Source organism: Bartonella sp. CM120XJJH (assembly GCF_042194715.1).
GTDB lineage: Bacteria > Pseudomonadota > Alphaproteobacteria > Rhizobiales > Rhizobiaceae > Bartonella.
In genome coordinates this window covers 12,037-32,163 of record NZ_JBHINE010000020.1, presented here as the reverse complement: position 1 = coordinate 32,163, position 20,127 = coordinate 12,037, and the positions used below count along the sequence as shown (strand labels likewise).

The 20,127-nt window shown below is 40.4% G+C and carries 20 protein-coding genes, 1 tRNA gene and 1 other RNA gene; 11 read left to right on the top strand and 11 right to left on the bottom strand.

The window, feature by feature from the left end:
* From ACFIKU_RS07760 to ACFIKU_RS07750, 3 genes are all read left to right on the top strand, one after another.
* Positions 1–232: hypothetical protein (locus ACFIKU_RS07760; RefSeq protein ID WP_375657154.1), on the top strand; the 232-nt coding region annotated here is incomplete at its 5' end.
* Positions 210–395, top strand: coding sequence for a hypothetical protein (locus ACFIKU_RS07755; RefSeq protein WP_375657153.1), 186 nt, complete (start codon positions 210–212; stop codon positions 393–395). The genes ACFIKU_RS07760 and ACFIKU_RS07755, both read left to right, overlap by 23 nt.
* 4 nt (positions 396–399) lie before the next feature.
* Positions 400–576: a hypothetical protein gene (locus ACFIKU_RS07750; RefSeq protein WP_375657152.1), complete on the top strand. Its 177-nt coding sequence runs from the start codon at positions 400–402 to the stop codon at positions 574–576.
* Positions 577–672: 96 nt separating this feature from the next.
* Here ACFIKU_RS07750 and ACFIKU_RS07745 read toward each other — a convergent pair whose 3' ends face one another.
* On the bottom strand, positions 673–1,737 hold the full coding sequence (locus ACFIKU_RS07745; RefSeq protein ID WP_375657151.1) for a DUF1376 domain-containing protein: 1,065 nt from the start codon (positions 1,735–1,737) through the stop codon (positions 673–675).
* Positions 1,738–2,154: 417 nt separating this feature from the next.
* Between ACFIKU_RS07745 and ACFIKU_RS07740 the strand changes: the two genes are divergently transcribed.
* The 4 genes from ACFIKU_RS07740 to ACFIKU_RS07725 all read left to right on the top strand — a co-directional run bounded on the left by ACFIKU_RS07740 (position 2,155) and on the right by ACFIKU_RS07725 (position 5,258).
* Complete coding sequence (locus ACFIKU_RS07740; RefSeq protein ID WP_273723488.1) at positions 2,155–2,472, top strand: XRE family transcriptional regulator; 318 nt, start codon at positions 2,155–2,157, stop codon at positions 2,470–2,472.
* Positions 2,473–2,784: 312 nt separating this feature from the next.
* The gene (locus ACFIKU_RS07735) at positions 2,785–3,174 is read left to right on the top strand and encodes a hypothetical protein (protein ID WP_375641747.1); all 390 of its coding nucleotides are present in this window, start codon (positions 2,785–2,787) and stop codon (positions 3,172–3,174) included.
* Positions 3,175–3,176: 2 nt separating this feature from the next.
* The gene (locus ACFIKU_RS07730; RefSeq protein WP_375641748.1) at positions 3,177–3,365 is read left to right on the top strand and encodes a hypothetical protein; all 189 of its coding nucleotides are present in this window, start codon (positions 3,177–3,179) and stop codon (positions 3,363–3,365) included.
* 1,128 nt (positions 3,366–4,493) lie between these two features.
* Positions 4,494–5,258 (top strand): YqaJ viral recombinase family protein, encoded by a 765-nt coding sequence (locus ACFIKU_RS07725; protein WP_375657150.1) that lies wholly within the window; start codon positions 4,494–4,496, stop codon positions 5,256–5,258.
* Positions 5,259–6,160: 902 nt separating this feature from the next.
* Here ACFIKU_RS07725 and ACFIKU_RS07720 read toward each other — a convergent pair.
* From ACFIKU_RS07720 to ACFIKU_RS07705, 4 genes are all read right to left on the bottom strand, one after another.
* The gene (locus ACFIKU_RS07720) at positions 6,161–6,766 is read right to left on the bottom strand and encodes a J domain-containing protein (RefSeq protein WP_375657149.1); all 606 of its coding nucleotides are present in this window, start codon (positions 6,764–6,766) and stop codon (positions 6,161–6,163) included.
* Between the two features lie 941 nt (positions 6,767–7,707).
* Positions 7,708–8,241: a hypothetical protein gene (locus tag ACFIKU_RS07715; RefSeq protein ID WP_375657148.1), complete on the bottom strand. Its 534-nt coding sequence runs from the start codon at positions 8,239–8,241 to the stop codon at positions 7,708–7,710.
* Between the two features lie 93 nt (positions 8,242–8,334).
* Positions 8,335–9,072 (bottom strand): hypothetical protein, encoded by a 738-nt coding sequence (locus tag ACFIKU_RS07710; protein ID WP_375657147.1) that lies wholly within the window; start codon positions 9,070–9,072, stop codon positions 8,335–8,337.
* 2,296 nt (positions 9,073–11,368) lie between these two features.
* A tRNA-Thr gene (locus tag ACFIKU_RS07705) sits at positions 11,369–11,443 on the bottom strand.
* 177 nt (positions 11,444–11,620) lie between these two features.
* On the opposite strand from ACFIKU_RS07705, the gene ACFIKU_RS07700 reads away from it, so the two are divergent.
* Both ACFIKU_RS07700 and murA read left to right on the top strand, forming a co-directional pair.
* Positions 11,621–11,773, top strand: coding sequence for a hypothetical protein (locus tag ACFIKU_RS07700; protein WP_015856869.1), 153 nt, complete (start codon positions 11,621–11,623; stop codon positions 11,771–11,773).
* A 175-nt stretch (positions 11,774–11,948) separates the two neighbouring features.
* Positions 11,949–13,244, top strand: a complete 1,296-nt coding sequence (gene murA, locus ACFIKU_RS07695) for a UDP-N-acetylglucosamine 1-carboxyvinyltransferase (protein ID WP_375657146.1) — start codon at positions 11,949–11,951, stop codon at positions 13,242–13,244.
* A 5-nt stretch (positions 13,245–13,249) separates the two neighbouring features.
* Here the strand turns inward: murA and ACFIKU_RS07690 are convergent, their stop codons facing one another.
* The gene (locus ACFIKU_RS07690) at positions 13,250–13,549 is read right to left on the bottom strand and encodes a hypothetical protein (RefSeq protein ID WP_375657145.1); all 300 of its coding nucleotides are present in this window, start codon (positions 13,547–13,549) and stop codon (positions 13,250–13,252) included.
* A 513-nt stretch (positions 13,550–14,062) separates the two neighbouring features.
* Between ACFIKU_RS07690 and ACFIKU_RS07685 the strand changes: the two genes are divergently transcribed.
* Together ACFIKU_RS07685 and ACFIKU_RS07680 are read left to right on the top strand one after the other, a co-directional pair.
* A complete protein-coding gene (locus ACFIKU_RS07685) occupies positions 14,063–14,419 on the top strand; it encodes a helix-turn-helix domain-containing protein (RefSeq protein ID WP_375657144.1) in 357 nt (118 codons plus the stop codon).
* 179 nt (positions 14,420–14,598) lie between these two features.
* The gene (locus ACFIKU_RS07680) at positions 14,599–15,042 is read left to right on the top strand and encodes a helix-turn-helix domain-containing protein (RefSeq protein WP_375657143.1); all 444 of its coding nucleotides are present in this window, start codon (positions 14,599–14,601) and stop codon (positions 15,040–15,042) included.
* 368 nt (positions 15,043–15,410) lie between these two features.
* On the opposite strand, the gene ACFIKU_RS07675 is transcribed toward ACFIKU_RS07680, so the two are convergent.
* From ACFIKU_RS07675 to ykgO, 5 genes are all read right to left on the bottom strand, one after another.
* Positions 15,411–16,232: a TIGR00282 family metallophosphoesterase gene (locus ACFIKU_RS07675; protein ID WP_375657157.1), complete on the bottom strand. Its 822-nt coding sequence runs from the start codon at positions 16,230–16,232 to the stop codon at positions 15,411–15,413.
* An 18-nt stretch (positions 16,233–16,250) separates the two neighbouring features.
* On the bottom strand, positions 16,251–16,856 hold the full coding sequence (locus ACFIKU_RS07670) for a 5-formyltetrahydrofolate cyclo-ligase (protein WP_375657142.1): 606 nt from the start codon (positions 16,854–16,856) through the stop codon (positions 16,251–16,253).
* A gap of 543 nt (positions 16,857–17,399) precedes the next feature.
* Positions 17,400–17,560, bottom strand: a non-coding RNA gene (gene ssrS, locus ACFIKU_RS07665) — 6S RNA.
* A gap of 814 nt (positions 17,561–18,374) precedes the next feature.
* Positions 18,375–19,160: a tetratricopeptide repeat protein gene (locus tag ACFIKU_RS07660; protein ID WP_375641762.1), complete on the bottom strand. Its 786-nt coding sequence runs from the start codon at positions 19,158–19,160 to the stop codon at positions 18,375–18,377.
* Between the two features lie 153 nt (positions 19,161–19,313).
* Positions 19,314–19,439, bottom strand: a complete 126-nt coding sequence (ykgO, locus tag ACFIKU_RS07655; protein WP_013545486.1) for a type B 50S ribosomal protein L36 — start codon at positions 19,437–19,439, stop codon at positions 19,314–19,316.
* Positions 19,440–20,127: the final 688 nt, after the last annotated feature.

The following is a 20,127-nucleotide window of genomic DNA, read 5'->3' as shown; positions in this document are numbered from 1 at the left end:
TGGGGGGTGTGTTGGGGCGCTTGCTGGGATGTGTGTTGGGATGCCTGCTGGGGTGTGTGTTGGGGTGCTTGCTGAGGCGTGTGCTGGGGTGCCTGCTGGGGTGTGTGTTGGGGTGCTTGCTGGGGGGTGTGTTGGGGCGCTTGCTGGGATGTGTGTTGGGATGCCTGCTGGGGTGTGTGTTGGGGTGCTTGCTGAGGTGTGTGTTGGGGGTGTGTGTTGGGGTGCTTGCTGAGGCGTGTGCTGGGGTGCTTGCTGAGGTGTGTGTTGGGGGGCGTGCTGAGGCGTGTGTTGGGATGCCTGCTGGGGTGTGTGTGTGTGGAGGAGTGGTTTGTTGCCAAAGAGTTTGCTCTTCATTGAAAATTTCTGAACCTGCTGCGTTGATAACTATTTGCTAAGGGCATGGAAAACGGTTGCCTTTGGGCAATCACTGAGGTAGTGGGGGGGGAAGAAGGCGGAATGGATACAGAGAGGACGGAGAGCGTTTGTGTTCCTTTGCGTGCAAGAAATGAGGCGTGTAGGGCGAGCTTTTTTATGATGAGAGTAGTAGGGGTGATGTTGACTCGTTTTGCTGTATGAAGAGCTTATTTCATTGTTGTTTTTCTGGTTTCTTTTGTGGTTTTGAAACATTTTTTGTCCCCGCGCGTGATTGAAAAATACGTTGTTCGTGTGATGTCAAAAATTGTCGCTATAGTTGATCAAACTGCGATAAAGCATGTCGTTGCTCTCAGGGATGAAAGATGAGAAGCTCCCCTGTTTTTGCTGTTCTAGCCGTTCGATCTCACGGCGAAACCAGTTGCGCCATGTGGCTTGCCAGTCTACTTTGAGAGCTTCTTTGCCGCTCTTGGCTTGCCAATAGTCGCGAAACTTCTTTTCTTGCCAATGGGCTTGGCTCTCACTCAAACCTTCTGAAACTGCTGCCTTGATGTCTGCTTGCCAATGTTCAGGAAGACGGTGCCCTTTGGCAACTGAGGCAGTGGTTTTTTTGTTGGAAGAAGGCGGGATGGATACAGAGAGGCTGGAGGGGAGGTTGGTGGCGGATTTTGTTTTTTCCTCCGTGACAATTTGCGCAATAGGGGCGGGAGTGAACTCGGTTTGGGGAGCGTTTGAGGGGGCATTTTTTTGCTCCGTTTCTTCTTGTGGAGGGGAAGGGAGAGCAGAATTAAGAGCCGATGAGGGTGATGGGTGATCGCTTGGTTCAAAGTTCTCTTCACAGGAAAAACAAGGTTCTGTCTCATCAAACAAAATTTTCTTTTCTAAAACACCGTAAGGTGTTTTCTTTTCTTCTGTCTTTTGAGCTTCTGAGCTTTGTGTAGCATCTTTTGTACTTTCGTTGAGCAGTTGTTGAATCTCTGCATTGATTTTTTTGCGCTTTTTTGCCGAAGAACGACCCGCAAAAGATTTTTGTTCAAGCAATTTTTCACGCTCTTGAAAAACATTTTCGCAACGCTTGTTCCATAATCCATTGGCTAAATTTAAAATCTTACCCTCTTGGATGAGCATCTCTAAAACATTAACAAAAGTTCGCTTGTCACAACCACAAAGACGCGCTAAACGTTCTTCTGATATCTCTAGAGGACGACCGCGTGCATACATTTCATTGAGAAGAATCGTATAGATTCCAATTTCGTGTGCACGCATCCCACGAACGCCTCCTAGAAAGTCATTTTGATACCAACAAACATATGGAAGCCTAGACGATTCATAATGAGGAGTTTCTTGTTGATTAGCGTGTTTCATACTGCAATCTACTTTCTTCTTTTTTATACATTTTTATTGATGATAAAAGCTCAAATAGGGATTTAACTTGTGTTGCGTTTGGCTCTGTTCGATGATGACGAGAGGCTTCTTTACGACGCTTATAAATGATTGGCTGTGCTTGAAGCGCATGCAAACTTACGATTTAAGATTGCGGTGATGGAAAAAATAAAGAATACCACACATTCTCAATGTACTTGCTTTTGGGCAAAAGCTTTGGAGAGTGGTCTTTTGTATCCTGTAGGGTGGTTAAAGTGTTTTTATGATCCAAAAATAAAAAAAAATTCCCCCTAAAAAGTAAAATTTGTTTCCTTAATTTTATCCTTTTTAGAGGATAATGCAAGCTCGTTTTATAAAAAGGACGTGTTTTTTTAAAAAGACGCGCTATATGGTGAAATTATGAATATCGATGGTTGGCGTCAAAGATTAAGGATTGCTTTGGAAAAAAGTGGGCGGTCTAAAAGATCTATCTCACTTGCTGCCGGTAAAGGCGCAGGATACCTTCATTCTATTCTTTCTGAAGGAAAAGAACCAACAATCGAATCTCTCTCGCGAATTTGTCACGAAATTAATATCAGTATGAATTATATTCTTTACGGTAAAGGGGCTAGCCCTGAAGATAAAGAATTTATAGAGCTTATTTCAAAACTTTCTCCGCAAGAGAGACAGGCGATTTTGACTCTTTTGCGGCGACCCGTTGACGAAGCTGCAAAATAACTTCCTTCTGTGCTTTTGAATCAAGACGACTCCAGTATTTTATTAATATTATATCACTCATTTTATCTCTCCTGTGTGTTTATAATTGCAATTTAGTAAGAACAAATAGAGAACAACAAAGGGGCATGAGGGGAACAAAGAATAATAGATTTTTATTTACATATGTCATTTGAACCCCGTAGATATTTAAAATATATCTTTTATGAAGGATAAAATGGTTGACATCTCTCCTATAGAGGATATAAGACTAACGCTATATTTAGTCTTGTCAAGACAAGGCTATGCTTTATCAACTATCTAAAGGGGGAAATCATGAAAAATATTTCATTCGTTAAAGAGGATGAAATCATTATCGTGTTATGCGAAGAGGAAAATCCTAGTACTTATGAAGGACCAATCGACGAAATCGAAGAAGTGCTCGAACTGATTGAAGAATGTGAAACTGTTTATAGAGTTTTACGACTCGATCTGACAACTTCTCATGCTGAAGATGTTACGGAACAAATCGCTGATTTTTATGTCGAAAATCATGAAATAAATGAAGAAAATACGCCATTGCAGCCCTTCGTTTTGAATAGTGAAGCTTATCATGCTTGTTTAAATGAAAGAGCCGCTTGTGATTATGAAGATAATCTCTATGGCTCTTATGAAAAACAGCATCGTTTACGCCCATGTGATGTCTTGGCAGATTATTGGTGGTAAACATGCCAAGTTATCTCAAGACTTCTTATCAAGGGATTCCGCTTTATTATGCTGGAAATATGCGAAATTTAATCAGACTCGAACCACAAAAACACAACGCTATTCTTTTCATATCGCAAGAGGTGGCTCAGTCTGTGGCAAAAAAATTGGGGGAAGAATATTGCCGCCATGATTTTTCCGTTGTGCAATAGCTAGATTGAAAAAGGAAGCCGCAATGATGGGCCCAAGTGCTTCTTTATTGCGGTGACCATGGTGTGCGTTATGCTTTCGTTCTTGAGGGGGAGATTAGGGGGAAGCTTGCGGGGGAATTGCGGGGTCGATATGAGGAAAGGAATGTAGGGGCATGAGAAAAAATCTGTGTGGAGACAAGAGGGTTTGTTGGGGGAAATTTGGGGGCTGATATGAGACAGGGGGGGGAGAAAAGAGCTTATGGATGAGAAACTTGCAGGCGCTTTGCGAGGGGAAAAGGTGTCTGCTGGTTCGTTGGGGGATTGAGGCAATGGAGGGGGGGCAGGTCGTTATCCAGTTTGGTGGGCTTGGAGTGGTACGAAAAGCATGCTGGAGAACAAACATGAGGCTTAGGAGGAAGAGAAGCAGCAGTACAGACAGGTTTCAACCTATAAAAAGGAAAAGAGCAGAGGGGGGAAAGAGCCGGTTTTTGTGTTTTCGGGGGCACGCAAGTAAGGAGCTTGGAGGGGTACATAAAGCATGCTGGAAAATGGGGAAGATGTTTGACGGGAGAAGTGAGACAGGAGACGTATGGGGGCGCGTGGGTTTTTAGCTGCTTTGATGTTGCGTGTTAAGGGGGGCATTATTTTACGTAATGATGGGCCCAAGTGCTGCTTTATTGCGGTGACCATGGTGTGCGTTATGCTTTCGTTCTTGAGGGGAAGCTTGGGGGGGTGGAAGCTTGCGGGGGAATTGAGGGGTCGATATGAGGAAAGGAATGTAGGGGCATGAGAAAAAATCTGTGTGGAGACAAGAGGGTTTGTTGGGGGAAATTTGGGGGCTGATATGAGACAGGGGGTGTGAAGGAAAGAGCCTATGAATGAGAAACTTGTGGGCGCTTTGCGAGGGGAAATGGTGGCGGCTGGTTCATTGGGGGATTGAGGCAATGGAGGGGTGATTTTGGGAGCTTTTGTGTTTGCGTGTTTAAGGGGGGGGCAGCAGTTCTTGTGTTTTGGGGGGCATGATATTTAAGGATGCATTGAAGGATGCTGTCATCTTTAGTTCGTGTGATGGACACAGCTTAAAAAAGGTGAATGTTTCAAAGAGGATATCTTGCAAAAAACACTTTAAAAATGAAGGGGAGAAAGATCATGCCAATCATTATCGATTGTATCCAGGGAACAGAAGAATGGCTGAAAGTGCGTAATGGTTTGATTACGGCTTCTTTGTTTGAGATGGTTATGGCACAAAAAAAACAGGGGCAAAAAACGTCACGATATCAGAATGTGATGATGAAATTGGCAGGAGAAAGAATTACAGGAAAAACCGTTGAGGAAGGAACAACGGTTTCTCAGCGACGCGGGACAGAATTAGAACCAATCGCACGACAGCTCTATGGGAAACTGACACATACAGAACCTGAATGTATTGGCTTTGTTTTGGCAGATGATCGCAGACAAGGATTTTCTCCTGATGCTTTTGTGGGAAAAAATGGCTTATTAGAAATTAAAACAAAAAAACCTGAAATTTTAATTCCTCATTTCATGCAAAAGAGTTTTCCAGAAGAACATAAAGCACAATGTCAAGGAGGATTATGGATTTCTCAACGCGAATGGGTGGATTTAATGCTCTATTGGCCTGATATGCCACCTTTGATTAAACGTGCTTATCGTGATGAAGCGTATATTTGCAAGCTGGAAAATGAAATTAGCCGTTTTAATGAGGCTTTGGAGAAGATGGTACAGCAAATTAAGAGTATTGGGACAGATTTTCATATAAGGACAGAAATTTCTTTGAAGGAGGGGGAAAAAAGGGTGCTTGGAATGAAGACAAAGCGTCTGCTAGAGGGCAAAACAAGAATGAGGCGGACAAGAGGGGGATCGTGTGCAACGTTGAGGAGAGGCAAAGTTCTATAAAAAGGTACGTTCAAAGGGGAAAAGAGCAGAGGGGGAAAGAGCCGGTTTTTGTGTTTTTTGGGCACGCAAGTAGGGAGCTTGGAGTGATAGGTAAAGCATGCTGGAAAATGGAAGGAGATGTTTGATGGGAGAAGTGAGACAGATGTTTAGACGTTGAGATACGAGAGGGGCTGGGTGCTTTTGTGGTGCGTGTTAAGGGGGGCATTATTTTACGTAATGATGGGCCAAGGGCTTCTTTATGGCGGTGACCATGGTGCGCGGTATGGTTTCGTTCTTGGGGGGGAGAGATAAGGGGGAAGATTAAGGGGGGGGGAAGCTTGGGGAATTGGGGGCTGATAAGAGGAAAGGGGGGCATGAAGAAAAGAACCTATGGATGAGAAACTTGCAGGTGCTTTGCGGGGGGAAAAGGTGTCGGCTGGTTCATTGGGCGGGATTGAGGCAATGGAGGGGTGGGACAGGTAAGTCATTCAGCGGACTTGTAGTGATACGTAAAGCATGCTGGAAAATGGGGGAAGATGTTTGATGGGGGGGGGAAGTACGGCCGTGCTTGTTAGAGGTATGGAGGTGTGATTTTGTGGTGCGTGCTGGGGGGCCGCAATGAAAGGCCCAAGTGCTTCTTTATGGCGGTGACCATGATGTGCGGTATGCTTTCGTTCTTGAGGGGGAAGCTTGGGGGGGGGAGATTAGGGGAATTGAGGGGTTGATATGAGACAGGGGGGCATGAGAAAAAATCTGTGTGGAGTCAAGTGGGCTTGTTGGGGAAAACGGGAGAATAGGGAAAAAACGGATAGAGACATTATAATCTTTATGTTTTTCTACAATCCCTTGTTATAGAAAATCAAAAATGACCACATTTTATGAATTCACTGTGGGGGCGCTCTTAATACTCTTCAAAAGCATTTTCATGAGATAATTTTCAATATAAATCTGGTAAACAGTAAAAATTGTTGTATGAGTATGAGCCAGAATATCAATTTACCAATCTTTACTAAATATCCTTTTATACTGACGAGAATTAATAACCCTATACTTATTATTCCTAGTGGTATATTCCACGTAAAGAGCGAAATTGTACCATAAATTAGAGGCGTTATTCCACAAATAATGAAAATTACACGCTTGATATTATTTATATTTATATTATCTTTTAGTATGTTCTCTTGGGTTCTACCTCTTTCAGAGGTCTTGTGAGTGTTTTCAGAGGTCTTGTGAGTGTTTTCAGAGGTCTTGTGAGTGTTTTCAGAGGTCTTGTAATTGTTTTCAGAAGTCTTGTGAGTGTTTTCAGAGGTCTTGTGATAGAATTGATTGTAAGCAGCTCTCTTTCGAGGATCTTTAAGAACTTCATAGGCTTCAAGAATTTTTCTGAATTTTTGTTTAGCTTCGGTACTAGAATTATGATCAGGATGGTATTGTAGAGCTAATTTACGAAAAGCAGATTTTATTTGTTTATCGTTGCATTCGTAGCTTACACCAAGAATTCCATAATAATCGTCTTCATTTAATATCATTAAATACTGCTACTTTATGTATTGCTCTTATTTTTATAGGATAGCTTAACTGATTTTTGTTGAATATATCAATGGGTATTATCTTATGTTTAAAGTATGGTGAAGATCGTATTGAATGGCGGGGCTGTGGGGCTATTGTATCTAAATGAGGGGAGATACAGTTTAAAACGCTTGAAAAAGCAGTTTTTTAATGTTTTAGAAGTATTTTTTTACAAAAATAGATTAAAAGAGAAACGATAAATCAAATATAAAGAGACGGCAAGAATAGCTGAGGTTGTCATTATTGTAAATAAACAGGCAGGAACCTTAAATCTAAAACGCCAAAGTAAACTAATGGGAACGGACATTATCGTTGTTATGATGAATCCTACGATAAACCATTGCATGAATAAGTACATTATATTGATTTTATCTTTATTAAAACGATTTTGGTTTAGTTCTTCTTCTGAAACACAATCGATAATAGAAAAACCATGATAAACAGGAAACTCTCTACTTAGACAAGCACTAACAGAAAATTTTTCAAGCTCTAACCATTATCTTTCGCGTTCTTTTTCCAATATATTCTTTTCTATTTTTTGTTTTATATATTCTTTGGAAATACAATTGATCGGAGAAGTATTCCCAACAAAAATTCGTCTTTTCTACAGCCACGGGTTGTATGATACGTGAATAAAAACAGCGCTGATTGCTGTAGCAAATAAAATAAAGTGTTTAAACATAGGGTATTTATTGTCTTTTGTTTTTAACAAGCTTTTATGAAGTAATTTCTATTGAATAAATCAATATGTGTTATTTTTGTGTTGGTAAAATACAACAAATTGTATGTATTTTGGCACTTTGTATCTCAAGATGGCGATAGATAGTTCAAAATGCTTGAAAATGCAGGATACCCTTTGAGAAGCACTTTTCATAAAGTTATGGAATGAATAGATCAAAGTTTATGGTAATTTTGTATACTCTATGATAACTCTGTATAAGATCTCAATTTCATGATCAAGTTTCTCAAGTTCTTTCTTGTTTTTAGCTATACGCTCTTGATATGTCTCTATGTGTTTCATATGATTTGAGAGATGGGTATGCTCATTAGAGTGTTTTGCTTCATTCACATGTCGCATTGCATCTATTTCTAATTCTATAAGGCTACACAGAGTATTAAATACATGATGTCGTTTTTTGATTATATTCTGCCATTTTTTTATTATATTGACATGTTTTTCATAGAGCGGTTGCGATAACCGCCACTTGTTTTCCAAAAAAAATGTTTTTTCTATCCAGAGAATTTGGTAGAATTTTTCTGACCACCAGCGACTTCCATTAACGAGGAAAATGCGGAACAATCTCTCTCTTTCTGTAATTTCTTTTGAAGAGAATAGTTCATTTGAATGAGTATATCCCTTTGAAGAATAAAAAAGATGCGTTGTTAAAAGGGCGATAATTAAGACGTTTCTCAATAAAGACTGTTTAATTAACATTGTTTTTTATACCCTTTTTGTGCTTGATTATAGTCATTGTGAGAGGGCTTAATGGTTCTTTAGAAGTATTTTGAAAGGCGTTTTATTATCCGTTTAAAGATTTTTTAAATACTGCTTCCATTTTTCAAAAGTGCTATATCTTACGGGCGGTTTTACATTTTCTTTGGGCATCATTGCAAGGTATACCGATCTAGCCATAACGCACATTGTTGCTGTGTTTTGAAAACGTTGGAGATTATACTCTATTATGAGCCGTTCTGTCTGAAGAGTTTGTTCTTTTCGACTAATGCCATTAGGGGAATCCAAAAATTTTTCTGCGTACGCAAACATTGGATCATCAAAGTTTGTTTCAAACTTTGCGTCGCGGAAAAATCTTTCTACATAATTCCAATTTTTCATGTGTTTCATCCCGTCAGCTTCAAAAGCTCTAAGTCTTGTTGGTAAGTCGTTAAATGTAAGTGTGGGCATCGTTTTATCACCTTGCCATAAATCAAAAAAGCGTCCACAAAAAACAAGCAATATGTGATAATGTTTAAAAATATTGAATTCTGGAGGATTACTGGGCAATGTTATTAAATGCCTCCAAAATTGACTTTTGTCATGGGGTATGTCTACAGTCCATTCCATATACGCTTTTAAATATTCTACCTCTTTTTTTGCTTTTTCTAATTTCTGAGAATATGCCAAAGGAGTGTAATTTTCATGGACATATTTTTGGTAAAGCCTATCGTATTCAGAAAGGTCGCTTACTTGAGTACACCCCAATAATAGGGATACAGAAAAAAACGTTATAAATGTTATGACGTACGTTTTGAATAATAATTTCATCATTTTAATTTTTAATGATTTTTGTTGAATAAATCAATATGTGTTATTTTTGTGTTGAAAATATAGGCAAAAACGTATTTAATGAAAACCGCGATAGTGATTATACTGTATCTAAATAAGGGTGTGGTACAGGATAGAAACCCCGCACATGCGGGGTTTTTATTCTTTGGAGGAGACAAGGACAGAGGAGACAAGGACAGCAGAAAATATAAGGGAGGTTCTGTCACCAAAATGGTTGTCCTAGGCGGGAATAGGGAATATCCAAAATGCTCTCAATGAAATATACTTGTTGTGCATAGTTACGCGCTTGTTTTAAAGAAACATCTTGCTCTAAGCTCTTTTTATACTCATTTCATGTCCATTTCCTATCGGCGTTTGTGAATTTCATGCTGGGGCTTGTGAATGGTATCGTGAGGGGTAACGATAAAGCCCCGTAAGTTATAAATGTAGATTATAAATATTGCACACCTCATCTTTGACTTTATGAAAAAGTAAGTTGGTACTATTTGGGGCTTGTTCTCAAGATTGCGGTATGGGCTTTAGCTCTTGGGATGATTCATAATCTCGTTTACTGGGGGGGGGATTTTGCATAAAAGGTAGGCTTTTCTTGGAATGTTTCACGCCATACGGATCTTTCTGCTTGTGAACTGTAAGCGAAGAAGGGTGGTTGATTTCAATAGAATAGAGGGGAAGAGAATTTTTCGCTCTTCTTGTTCTTCTGCAAGAGGAATAACGCTATCGGTATAAATTAAAGGATTCGTATAAAAAAGGTGCGTCTTGAAAGAGGAGTGGCTTAGAGAACGTGGAAAATATAGTGTATACAATTGGTAATGAGGGATCTTCTTTGAAAAGGTGGGCTATTAATTTTCTGGTATATGGGATGTCTGGCACATGTGGGGGGCATGTGGGGTGTTTGGCACATGGGGGGTGTTTGGCATATAGGAGCGTGGGTGGCTTATTGAAAGCTTTATTGAGGGGAAGAGATTTTTTTGCTCTTTTTGTTCTTCTGCAAGAGGAATAACGCTATCGGTATCAATTAAAGTATTCATATAAAAAAGATGCGTCTTGAAAGAGGGGTGGCTTAGAGAATGTGGAAAATATAGTGTATAAAATTGGGAATGAGGGATCTTCTTTGAAAAGGCGGGCTATTGATTTTCTGGCATGTGGGGTGTTTGGCATGAGGGGTGTTTGGCATATGGAGTGGCGGGCATATGGGAGCCGTGGGGTGGCTTATTGAAAGCTTTATTGAGGGGAAGAGAATTTTTCGCTCTTCTTGTTCTTCTGCAAGAGGAATAACGCTATCGGTATAAATTAAAGGATTCGTATAAAAAAGATGCGTCTTGAAAGAGGGGTGGCTTAGAGAATGTGGAAAATATAGTGTATAAAATTGGGAATGAGGGATCTTCTTTGAAAAGGTGGGCTATTAATTTTCTGGTATATGGGATGTCTGGCACATGTGGGGGGGGGCATGTGGGGTGTTTGGCATATGGGAGCCGTGTGGTGGCTTATTGAAAGCTTTATTGAGGGGGGTGCTTTATCATTGTTTGGTTTTTGCTTTTGGTCATGAAAGGAGAGAATGGGGAAGGAATTGAGTTGAGAGGAGATTCTGGAAATGGCTCTGTTAGATCTGTTGTAAATGACGAATAGGATCGATGAAGCTTATTCTAATTTTTAGAGGGAATGCTTATACTGTTTGAGGTGGATAGAGAGGCGAGAAAGATAAGATGATTGGTTTTTGGGGGGGCTTTAAGGATATCAATGGGATGTGTTCAAACAATGAGTTTATAATAATTTATTGTTGAGATTCAATTTGAATTTCAATGAGAGCCTGAAATAGTGCGAGATGTTCTTATACCTTCTTATTCAAATTCTCTTATATTGAATCAAGTAAAATCGTTTGTCTGCATATTACAAGCAGGGTGAGCTTGTGGGGGAAAAATATTCAAGAAATAAAAATGTTAAAAAGGGGTAAGGGTGTCAAGAGGGGGAATAGTGAGGCCTGGCAAAGAGAAGGAGTGTTCTTAAGGGAAGGAAAGAGGAGGATGCAAGGAAAAAGGGGGAGGTAATGGGAGGGGAAATATTCTTTGGGGTGGGGTAATTTCAAAAGCCGCTCATAAAGCATTTTGGAGATTAAGCGTGTCATTGAGGACATTGATTTGGAGTCATTGATTTTTAAGCCATTGAAGCGCATGGTTTAGGATAGGGGATTTGATGAAGCCGATGGAGGCTGGGGGAAAAGATTTAGGCTTATAGGGAAGGCTTATAGAGGCAAAAAGAGAGGGGAAAAAGAAGAATAAAATGGTGCTGCGAGAGAGGATTGAACTCTCGACCTCTCCCTTACCAAGGGAGTGCTCTACCACTGAGCTACCGCAGCCCCTTTTCAATCTTTGCGCTGTCTTGTGCCATATTGTCAGAAAATAGGCAAGAGAACATTTGTATATTCTTGCAAGAAAACGTATCTTATGTCATGACATATATTTCTTATATGCTTAAATATTTAAGGTTATGAGTTGCTTGGATAGAAGCTCAACACTGTTTAAAAGGTTGCGCAATGACACAAATGCATCAAAAACAAAAACAAAATGAAATGAATCATCAAGATGAAAAAGCAAAACGGCGTCAAGAAAGATTAGCGCAACAATTGCGTCAAAATCTAAAACGTCGAAAAGAGCAAAGCCGACAAAGAGCGCAAACAGAACTCTAAAATGCAAAAAGCTCTAAAATGCAAAAAAAGTTTTTTAGTGAAGCTTTGCAACCAAACTTCTCAATAATTTGTTCTCATATTTAGAATGCGTTCTAAAACGATTAATAAAGCATAACTTCCCGAAGGGGGAAAATCCTTTGGAAGGGTAGGCACAAAGGAAAAGAGGGAAAACACGATGGATTCTATTCAAATTGTTGGGGGAGAACAACTTAAAGGAACAATTCCTATATCAGGGGCCAAAAATGCTGCGTTGCCTCTTATGATTGCGGCGCTTTTGACAGAAGAAACGCTTACTTTAGAAAATATTCCTCATCTAGCCGATGTCGAATTGCTTATTCGTATTCTCAATAATCATGGTGTGGGATATGCCGTTGATGGACAAGAGTTTAACGATGAGTGTGTCAATTCAAGAACAATTCATTTTACTGCGCAAAAAATAGCGACAACACGGGCGCCGTACGAACTGGTGAAAAAAATGCGCGCGAGCTTTTGGGTTATCGGACCTCTCCTTGCACGATGCTTAGAGGCTTATGTTTCGCTTCCTGGAGGATGCGCTATTGGAACCAGACCTGTCGATTTTATCCTTGATGGGCTTAAAACTTTAGGAGCACAGATTACGATCGAAAATGGATATGTTCATGCAAAAGCGCCAAGGGGGTTAAAAGGTGCTCATTATCGTTTCCCTAAGGTCACTGTTGGTGGAACCCATGTAATGCTTATGGCGGCGACATTGGCAAAGGGAACAACTGTTCTTGAGAATGCGGCTTGTGAACCAGAAGTGGCAAATCTTATTCGAACTTTGAATGCTATGGGGGCTCAAATAACTGGTGAGGGAACAACAACGCTTACAATTGAAGGGGTTAAAAAACTTAAAGGGACAAAAATACGCGTTATTGCTGATCGAATCGAAGCGGGGACATATGCAATGGCTGTTGCGATGACAGGAGGAGATGTCTTTCTTAAAAATGCAAATCCTAATCATCTCACAAAAGTGCTTAAGGTGCTCCAAAAAACAGGACTTGAGATTCAAATAGAACCTCAAGGAATTCATGTTAAGCGAAATCCAAAGAACACCAAAATTATGCCCGTTGATATTAAAACAGGACCTTATCCTGCTTTTCCAACCGATCTCCAAGCGCAATTCATGGCGCTTATGACACGGGCTGAAGGCATTGCGCATATTACAGAGACGATTTTCGAAAATCGTTTTATGCATGTTCAAGAACTCAATCGTTTAGGGGCTTCGATAAAGCTTGATGGGCAAACGGCAACTGTTTATGGAACAGAGAATTTGCAAGGGGCTCCTGTCATGGCGACGGATTTGCGCGCTTCTGTTTCTCTTGTGATTGCAGCTTTGGCGGCAAAGGGGGAAACAATCGTCAATCGTGTCTATCATCTTGATCGTGGGTTTGAGAGGTTGGAGGAAAAATTAGTCCGTTGTGGCGCAAAAATCCAACGCATCAGCGTGTAAACCTTTCAAAGATATACTGAATGCTGTTTGTGTGTGCGGGCATGACTTAAGGTGTATGTCCATGTTTTGGGGTGTGCTTGAAGGGCATTTGGGAGGGGGATAGGATGATGCGTGTTTGTTTTAAATGGGTTGTTTTCTTTTGTGCTTGAATTTTGGGTGGGGAATGATTTTCTAGAGCACCCTTCAAGGTCTTCTTTTTCAAGGGGGGTGTTCTTGGAAAGGGTATGGGCGGGGCGGATTTTTATCGTGGGGTTTGAGAGGTTGGAGGAAAAATTAGTCCGTTGTGGCGCAAAAATCCAACGCATCAGCGTGTAAACCTTTCAAAGATATGCCCCAAAGAATGGCTTTGGAGAGGTTGCTTGGGGTGGATGTTGTTGGCGGCGTGCTTTCAGGTGTGCTTTGGGGGGCGTTTTAGCACAATGCTTTTTGGGGGGCTTGATCTCAGACAACAAGGGTTGTTAATCCTCTCAATAAACGTGGGGTTTATCTCATGGTTTTTACGAGCGGGCATAAGCGTTTGAGAGGCGGGTGGGGTTCATAAAACAAATACTGTTTTAAATTTTATTGCTAATTTCCTGAAATTGCTTTATAAATAACACTGTAATTTTGGTCGTATACGCAACGACCAAGAGGGATTCAAAACCCCTCAAGTTCAGTACATAAGATTAGCCTACTTTTGTGGGTTTCCCGGGATTCCGGGAGTTTTTGCCATGTCCAGGTGCGATGAGCACTAAAAGCAAAAAAGCTGACTGAACTCAGTGTTTTTGACTCCCGGAATACCAATGCGAGGGCGCTCGCAACCGGCAGGGGAGCTTAAAGTGAAAGCTAAAAATCCACACTTTAACGATATTTTGATAGGTAAAAGAATTCGCTTTAAAAGAACAATGATCGGAATGTCGCAAAAGCAATTAGGCAGTCAGTTAGGTGTGACTTTTCAACAAATCCAAAAATATGAAAAAGGCTCTAATCGTATAGGGGCGGGGCGTTTACAAGAAATTGCTGATATTCTCAATGTTCCCATTTCCTTTTTTTACGCTGATCTCTCAACAAAGGAAAACGCCCTGGATCCTTGTGATGAAGGGATCGTAAGTAAAGAAGAGCACATCCTTTTGAAAAGTTTTAGAGAGCTCAAACCTAAGAAACAGAAGGCAATTTTGTGTTTGATTGTCTCATGAGATAAAAACACTGTTTTAATTTTTATTGCTGGTCTCCTGAAATTATTTTATGAACAAGCACTAGGGTTCTCGTCGTACATTGTGGTTGAATGGTGGAGCCCAAAGCCTGAAAATCCAAGCTGAGATATTAGCCTGCTTTATAAGTATCGCGAGATTCCGGGAGTTTTTGCCATGTCCAGGTGCGCTCTAGCACTAAAAGCAAAAAGCTGATTCGAACTCAGTACTTTCAGACTCCCGGAATACGCATAAGAGGGCGCTCGCAACCGGCAGGGGAGCTTGAAGTGAAAGCTAAAAATCCACACTTTAACGATATTTCGATAGGCAGAAAAATTCGCTTTAAAAGAACAATGATCGGAATGTCGCAAAAGCAATTAGGCAGCCAGTTAGGTGTGACTTTTCAACAAATCCAAAAATATGAAAAAGGCTCTAATCGTATAGGAGCGGGGCGTTTACAAGAAATTGCTGATATTCTCAATGTTCCCATTTCCTTTTTTTACGCTGATCTCTCAACAAAAGAAAACGCCTTGGATTCTTGTGATGAAGGGATCGTAAGTAAAGAAGAGCACATCCTTTTGAAAAGTTTTAGAGAGCTCAAACCTAAGAAACAGAAGGCAAAAGATTAAATTTTCGTTAGAATAAAGAAAAAAATAAAGAGGCTCTTGCTAAATAATAAATTATTCTATAAAGCTTTTTTTAGAGAAGGGGGTTAACATTTCTCCTCCCCCCCCCCCGCAGAAATGTCCAAATAAAACCTCCTTCTCATCTTTTTAAAAATCATGAAAATTTGGACCTTTTTCCCTTTTTAAGAGTGATTTATTTGTGTTAGAAAAGTTGCTGTGTTAGGCAAATTGGGGGGCGTGGTGTTTTTAGGGATTGGGGAAGGGCTTGAAAAATTGTCTTACCAAAAGAGTTCTCAAAAGGAAATATTGGAGAGAGATCATCAAAGGGCGCACAGTGGAGAGCTGTCATCAAAGGGGCGGATTAAAAGAAGCTACCAAAAATCTGGAACTTCAGGCTTTAAATGAGGACCAATCCGTACCGCTGAGACCTTTTCTGCTAAACCTGTGCGATCTGAAATCTCAACCGCTAAACCACAAAGGGTGGCGGGACCACATGCCGGTTCAAAACGATCTTGCTTCGTTTTATAAAGAAAACGGTGTAAGGGTTCTTCTTTATCCATTCCAAGAGATGAGTTGTAATCTCCACACATGCCTGCATCCGTTAAATAGGCGCTCCCACCTTCTAAGATCTGCGCGTCAGCCGTGGGAATATGCGTATGCGTGCCAACGATAACACTCACACGACCGTCAAGAAAATGACCTAAACATTGCTTCTCGCTTGTCGTTTCTGCGTGAAAGTCAAAAATAATCGTATCGGCTTGTTCCATCAACGAACAGGCAAGCAGAATATTTTCCGCTGTTTCAAATGGATCTTCTACTTTGCACGGCATAAAAACGTTGCCCAACAGATTGGCGACAAGAACACGGGCGCCATTTTTTGCCGTAAAAACACCAGCACCTTTTCCGGGTGTTTCTTTCGAAAAATTGGCAGGGCGTAAAAAACGATCACTCTCATGGGCATACTGCAATGCTTCTTTGTGAGAAAAAGCATGATTGCCCGTGGTAACAACATCAACACCGGTCATCAAAAGATCTTGGTACGTTTCTTGTGTGAGACCAAAACCACCAGAGGCATTCTCACCATTTACCACAACAAAATCAAGCTGCCATTTCTCAATCAGTTGAGGAAGGTGTTCAAAAACAGCTTTACAGCCTGTGTTACCAACAATGTCACCTAAAAATAAAAAGCGCATAGGCGCTTTAATCACACTTTAACATTTTAAGAAACCTTTTTCTGTAAAAATGCCCTGTACCTGTAGATCATGTTCTGCTGCGGGAATAGAGGAAACCTCCTGACATGAAAATCCCATGCCCCATAATGTCATTTTATGTCCTTGTTTTTCAAGAGCTTCAACCGCACGGTCATAATATCCTCCTCCATAGCCAAGACGGTGACATTGACGATCAAACGCAGAAAGCGGAACAATAATATTATTGGGGACAACAACGCTATTGTCTGCACTGGGACCAAAGGTGCCAAAGCGCATGGGCTCTAAAATCGTGTTGGGTGAAAATGCACGGAAAATCATGGTGGTGGAATCAAGTACTGCTGGTAAGGCTAAATGTCCACCGCGTAACGCTACAGCAGCCAGTAAAGGACGCGGGTCAATTTCCGATTTAATGGGCCAATAGCCTGCCAAAATGAGGCGTGAAAAATCTGTTCCCTTTTTTTCAAGGTATTCAATAAAGTGGCAACAAGCACGCTGCGAAAAGAGTGTGCGCTCTTCTATTAAAAGAGCATCACGACGCGACAAACCGCTTTTGCGCTGCTGTGTGCGAAGGGCTGAAGCAGATTCACAGAGGGGATTTTGTGTCATTGTCTCGCCAAGTTTTGCCAATTGTTTTATCAGATGCTGGCATTTTATCCATTATTGGCGTTTTGTAAATCTCTGTTAGGACAAGAGGTGCGCTCATGGAAAGAGTGTGCGCTCTTCTATTAAAAGAGCATCACGACGTGATAAACCGCTTTTGCGCTGCTTGTCCGTGCGAAGGGCTGAAGCAGATTCACAGAGGGGATTTTGTGTCATTGTCTCGCCAAGTCTTGCCAATTGTCTTATCAGATGTTGGCATTTTATCCATTATTGGCGTTTTGTAAATCTCTGTTAGGACAAGAGCTGTGCTTCATGAAAAAATATGCATTCTTGTGTTAGGGTATCTTGGTGCGATAAACTGCTTTTGCGCTGCTTGCCCGTGCGAAGGGCTGAAGCAGATTCACAGAGGGGATTTTTTTGTAAGTGCTGTCTGTTTTATAAAATAAAGCCCCTCGTGATTTTTATTTCTTGCAAAGAGAGTATCGTCATTGGTCTTATGTAAAAGGACTTTCTCAATTTTTTTGGGGGGGAATTTTATGGGTAAAAAAAGGGTGATCCACAACAGCCGATGGAAAAAGTTGACCCCGGGAACCTATACAAATAGGTGGGCGCCATATGAAAAAGCCCACGGGCTTGATCAGGGACAGCTCCCTTGGAGATCATTAAGGTCTCAGGAATACGTTATTTCCTGTCGAGAAGCGCAGAACACCCTCCTTAATATAAAACAATTTCAGAGTTTCTGCTAGAGATAAAATAACCGCAATCTCTTCTTTTTCATAAAGTTTTTTCAAGAGAGTTTTTATAACCTTGCTGGTGGCTGCTTGAGATGGCTGTATGATATGCTTTATTCAAAGTAAAAAAGCAAAAAATATGAGTGGGGGGGTGTTTGAGTGACGCAGAACGGTTTATTGGCAATCGCTTGCTTTTTATGTTTCGGGGAATGCTTGGAGGAGCTTTGAAGGGGAAATATTTCTTATTCAAGAATGTTTGTTTAACTGATGTTGCGTCTTTGAAGTTTTTGTCTTGTGGGGAATATTTCAGTGCTGTTTTATCAACTTTGAGGGAGGAGGACGAGCTAATATGGTATGTGCTGCTTATGGGTTTCATAAAAATAAAAAAACAGATGATGATAGTTTATCAGAGGTGCTAAGCAATGTTTTAAGCTTTTTTCAAAAAATATTTTTTGAGGATCGTGTTTTATCATCTTTTTATCCATGATAGAGGGATAGTGAAAAGAAGAGGCGGTGTGAGAGGACCAAGGCGTGCAGCGTTTTCTTGCTATGAGAGAAATTCTGTAGGGGGTATATTGAAAGTGTTTGGACGCTACCTTTAATACAAAAAAGCTTCAAATTCAAAAAAGACATTGTCAATTGCTTGGGGGGGTAATTGCGTGGAGTAGGGTCAATTGCGTGGGGTGGGGGTTTGAGGGTGTGGTTATAAGCAAGGGGCTTGTGGAATGTGGAGAAGGCTTGCGTCTTAGCCAAGTTTGAAAGGATGCGTAAAGCCTCTCGTTTTTGAATGGGTTCAAAGAGATTGTGGTGATTGTTCATCTAACAGAGCTTGCACGCGCTTTTGAATTCTACGCATTTGTGGGTAATACTCTAATGCTGTTTCATAAGCTTTAAGAGCAAGTTTTGGACGCTCTGTTGCTTCCATGGTAACGCCAAGTTCAAAAAAAGCGATATAGTTGCGCGGCTCAAGTTCAAGTGCATGGTTGAGATCAAGCATGGCAAGCTTGAAATCGTTTAGTTGAATGTGAATCCAAGCGCGCCTTACCCAAGCTTCAGCGTGAGTAGGTAAAAGTGCAAGAGCATTATCAATATAATCAAGCGCAAGTCCATAATCATCACTGTTAATAGCATTTTCAGCCCATGACATTAAAAGATCAATCGTCTCACTGCCCGATTGGGACCACAAATGTTGAAGTTGTTGACTGATCTTTTTTGCTTGAGAAACATCAGCACAATATTTCAACTCTTTCAGTAAACGTAAAATTTCTGCTTCTTTGCGTTGCTTAACTCTGTCAACATGGGAAAGCTGATCTTTGTCAAGATCTTCAAGAATAACCGCCGAGGAATCAGAATCGGAGGGCGTTGAGGAAGGCGGAGGAGAATTGGGAATAAGATCATCTAACGGTAAAAGCGATTGTGGAGAAGGACGATCTTCAGGAAGCGAAGGAGGATTTTTCCCATAGCTAGAGGGAACAAAACAAAATATGCCAACAAAAAAAAGAAAAAAAACGCGCTGGAAAATACAAAAAAAACGCGACTGAAAAAATCGAAAGGCTTTAAAAAAAATAGAATAATCCATAAAAACAAGCCCCCAAAAGATAAATCACCAAATATTATCAAATACTAGACTTGTAATCAACGGACTTATAACCAACGGACTCGTAACCAAAAAATCTTAAGGAAAAATTTTTAAGCCTACAAACAGTAGGCATAAAAATATTAACCAAAACAACTAGCCTTGACGCGCTCTAAAACGTGGATTCGTTTTATTAAGAATATAAATACGACCCTTACGACGCACCAAACGATTGTTACGGTGGCGCTCCTTTAGTGCTTTAAGCGAATTTTTAATTTTCATCATATTCACCGTTAAACAGTTTACGTAACACAATACTATAATACAACATTAAAACAACTGTGATATAACATTAAAACACAATATCACAACCCCAATACACTGCTCACTCAATGAACATTACATTGCGGAACATTACATTGCGATATCGTACTTGCATCATAACATCACACGATACACTTTTTCACTGTGATCACAAAAAGAAAAACGCACCCTTAAGGTACGCATTAACACACTTCATTAGCACAACGAATAAGTGAAAATTGCAAAAAAGTAAGCGAGATTTAACAAGAAGTCTTATTCTTGTCAAGGGTATATTATACATTTCTTATGGTGTGTTAATGGTTGCTTTGAAGATAAAAATATTCTCGTAAAAAGCAAAAAGAAGCACAAAAAGTGGAAATAAGGAAAAGCTTCTCATTTGTGAGAAAATAATCTTGTTTCTCCGTAAAATATCATCGTTTAGTAAGGGTCATGTAAAATTTATACCATGAGGTGTTTTTGTTAGTGGGTGTGATGATATTATTAAGACTTATTCTTAAAACCTAGAAAATAAACCGCATAATGAAGACAAATGGGATGAATTGTTAAGGATCAATTTCTATTGTTCAGAGCAAATAAGAGCCTCGCGTAGAGTTGAGATTTTCTCATTGCAAATCTTTATATCTCATAGCATTTGCTGCTTGCATAT

Excerpts from the sequence above, each read along its gene's own strand:
- ACFIKU_RS07725 (WP_375657150.1), top strand. The coding sequence starts at position 4,494 with ATGCCAATCATTATCGATTGTATCCAGGGAACAGAAGAATGGCTGAAA.
- ACFIKU_RS07735 (WP_375641747.1), top strand. The coding sequence starts at position 2,785 with ATGAAAAATATTTCATTCGTTAAAGAGGATGAAATCATTATCGTGTTA.
- ACFIKU_RS07710 (WP_375657147.1), bottom strand. The coding sequence starts at position 9,072 with ATGATGAAATTATTATTCAAAACGTACGTCATAACATTTATAACGTTT.
- ACFIKU_RS07745 (WP_375657151.1), bottom strand. The coding sequence starts at position 1,737 with ATGAAACACGCTAATCAACAAGAAACTCCTCATTATGAATCGTCTAGG.
- ACFIKU_RS07750 (WP_375657152.1), top strand. The coding sequence starts at position 400 with ATGGAAAACGGTTGCCTTTGGGCAATCACTGAGGTAGTGGGGGGGGAA.
- ACFIKU_RS07660 (WP_375641762.1), bottom strand. The coding sequence starts at position 19,160 with ATGGATTATTCTATTTTTTTTAAAGCCTTTCGATTTTTTCAGTCGCGT.
- ykgO (WP_013545486.1), bottom strand. The coding sequence starts at position 19,439 with ATGAAAATTAAAAATTCGCTTAAAGCACTAAAGGAGCGCCACCGTAAC.
- ACFIKU_RS07700 (WP_015856869.1), top strand. The coding sequence starts at position 11,621 with ATGACACAAATGCATCAAAAACAAAAACAAAATGAAATGAATCATCAA.
- murA (WP_375657146.1), top strand. The coding sequence starts at position 11,949 with ATGGATTCTATTCAAATTGTTGGGGGAGAACAACTTAAAGGAACAATT.
- ACFIKU_RS07720 (WP_375657149.1), bottom strand. The coding sequence starts at position 6,766 with ATGATATTAAATGAAGACGATTATTATGGAATTCTTGGTGTAAGCTAC.
- ACFIKU_RS07690 (WP_375657145.1), bottom strand. The coding sequence starts at position 13,549 with ATGCGTTGGATTTTTGCGCCACAACGGACTAATTTTTCCTCCAACCTC.
- ACFIKU_RS07730 (WP_375641748.1), top strand. The coding sequence starts at position 3,177 with ATGCCAAGTTATCTCAAGACTTCTTATCAAGGGATTCCGCTTTATTAT.
- ACFIKU_RS07670 (WP_375657142.1), bottom strand. The coding sequence starts at position 16,856 with ATGACACAAAATCCCCTCTGTGAATCTGCTTCAGCCCTTCGCACACAG.
- ACFIKU_RS07715 (WP_375657148.1), bottom strand. The coding sequence starts at position 8,241 with ATGTTAATTAAACAGTCTTTATTGAGAAACGTCTTAATTATCGCCCTT.
- ACFIKU_RS07740 (WP_273723488.1), top strand. The coding sequence starts at position 2,155 with ATGAATATCGATGGTTGGCGTCAAAGATTAAGGATTGCTTTGGAAAAA.
- ACFIKU_RS07675 (WP_375657157.1), bottom strand. The coding sequence starts at position 16,232 with ATGCGCTTTTTATTTTTAGGTGACATTGTTGGTAACACAGGCTGTAAA.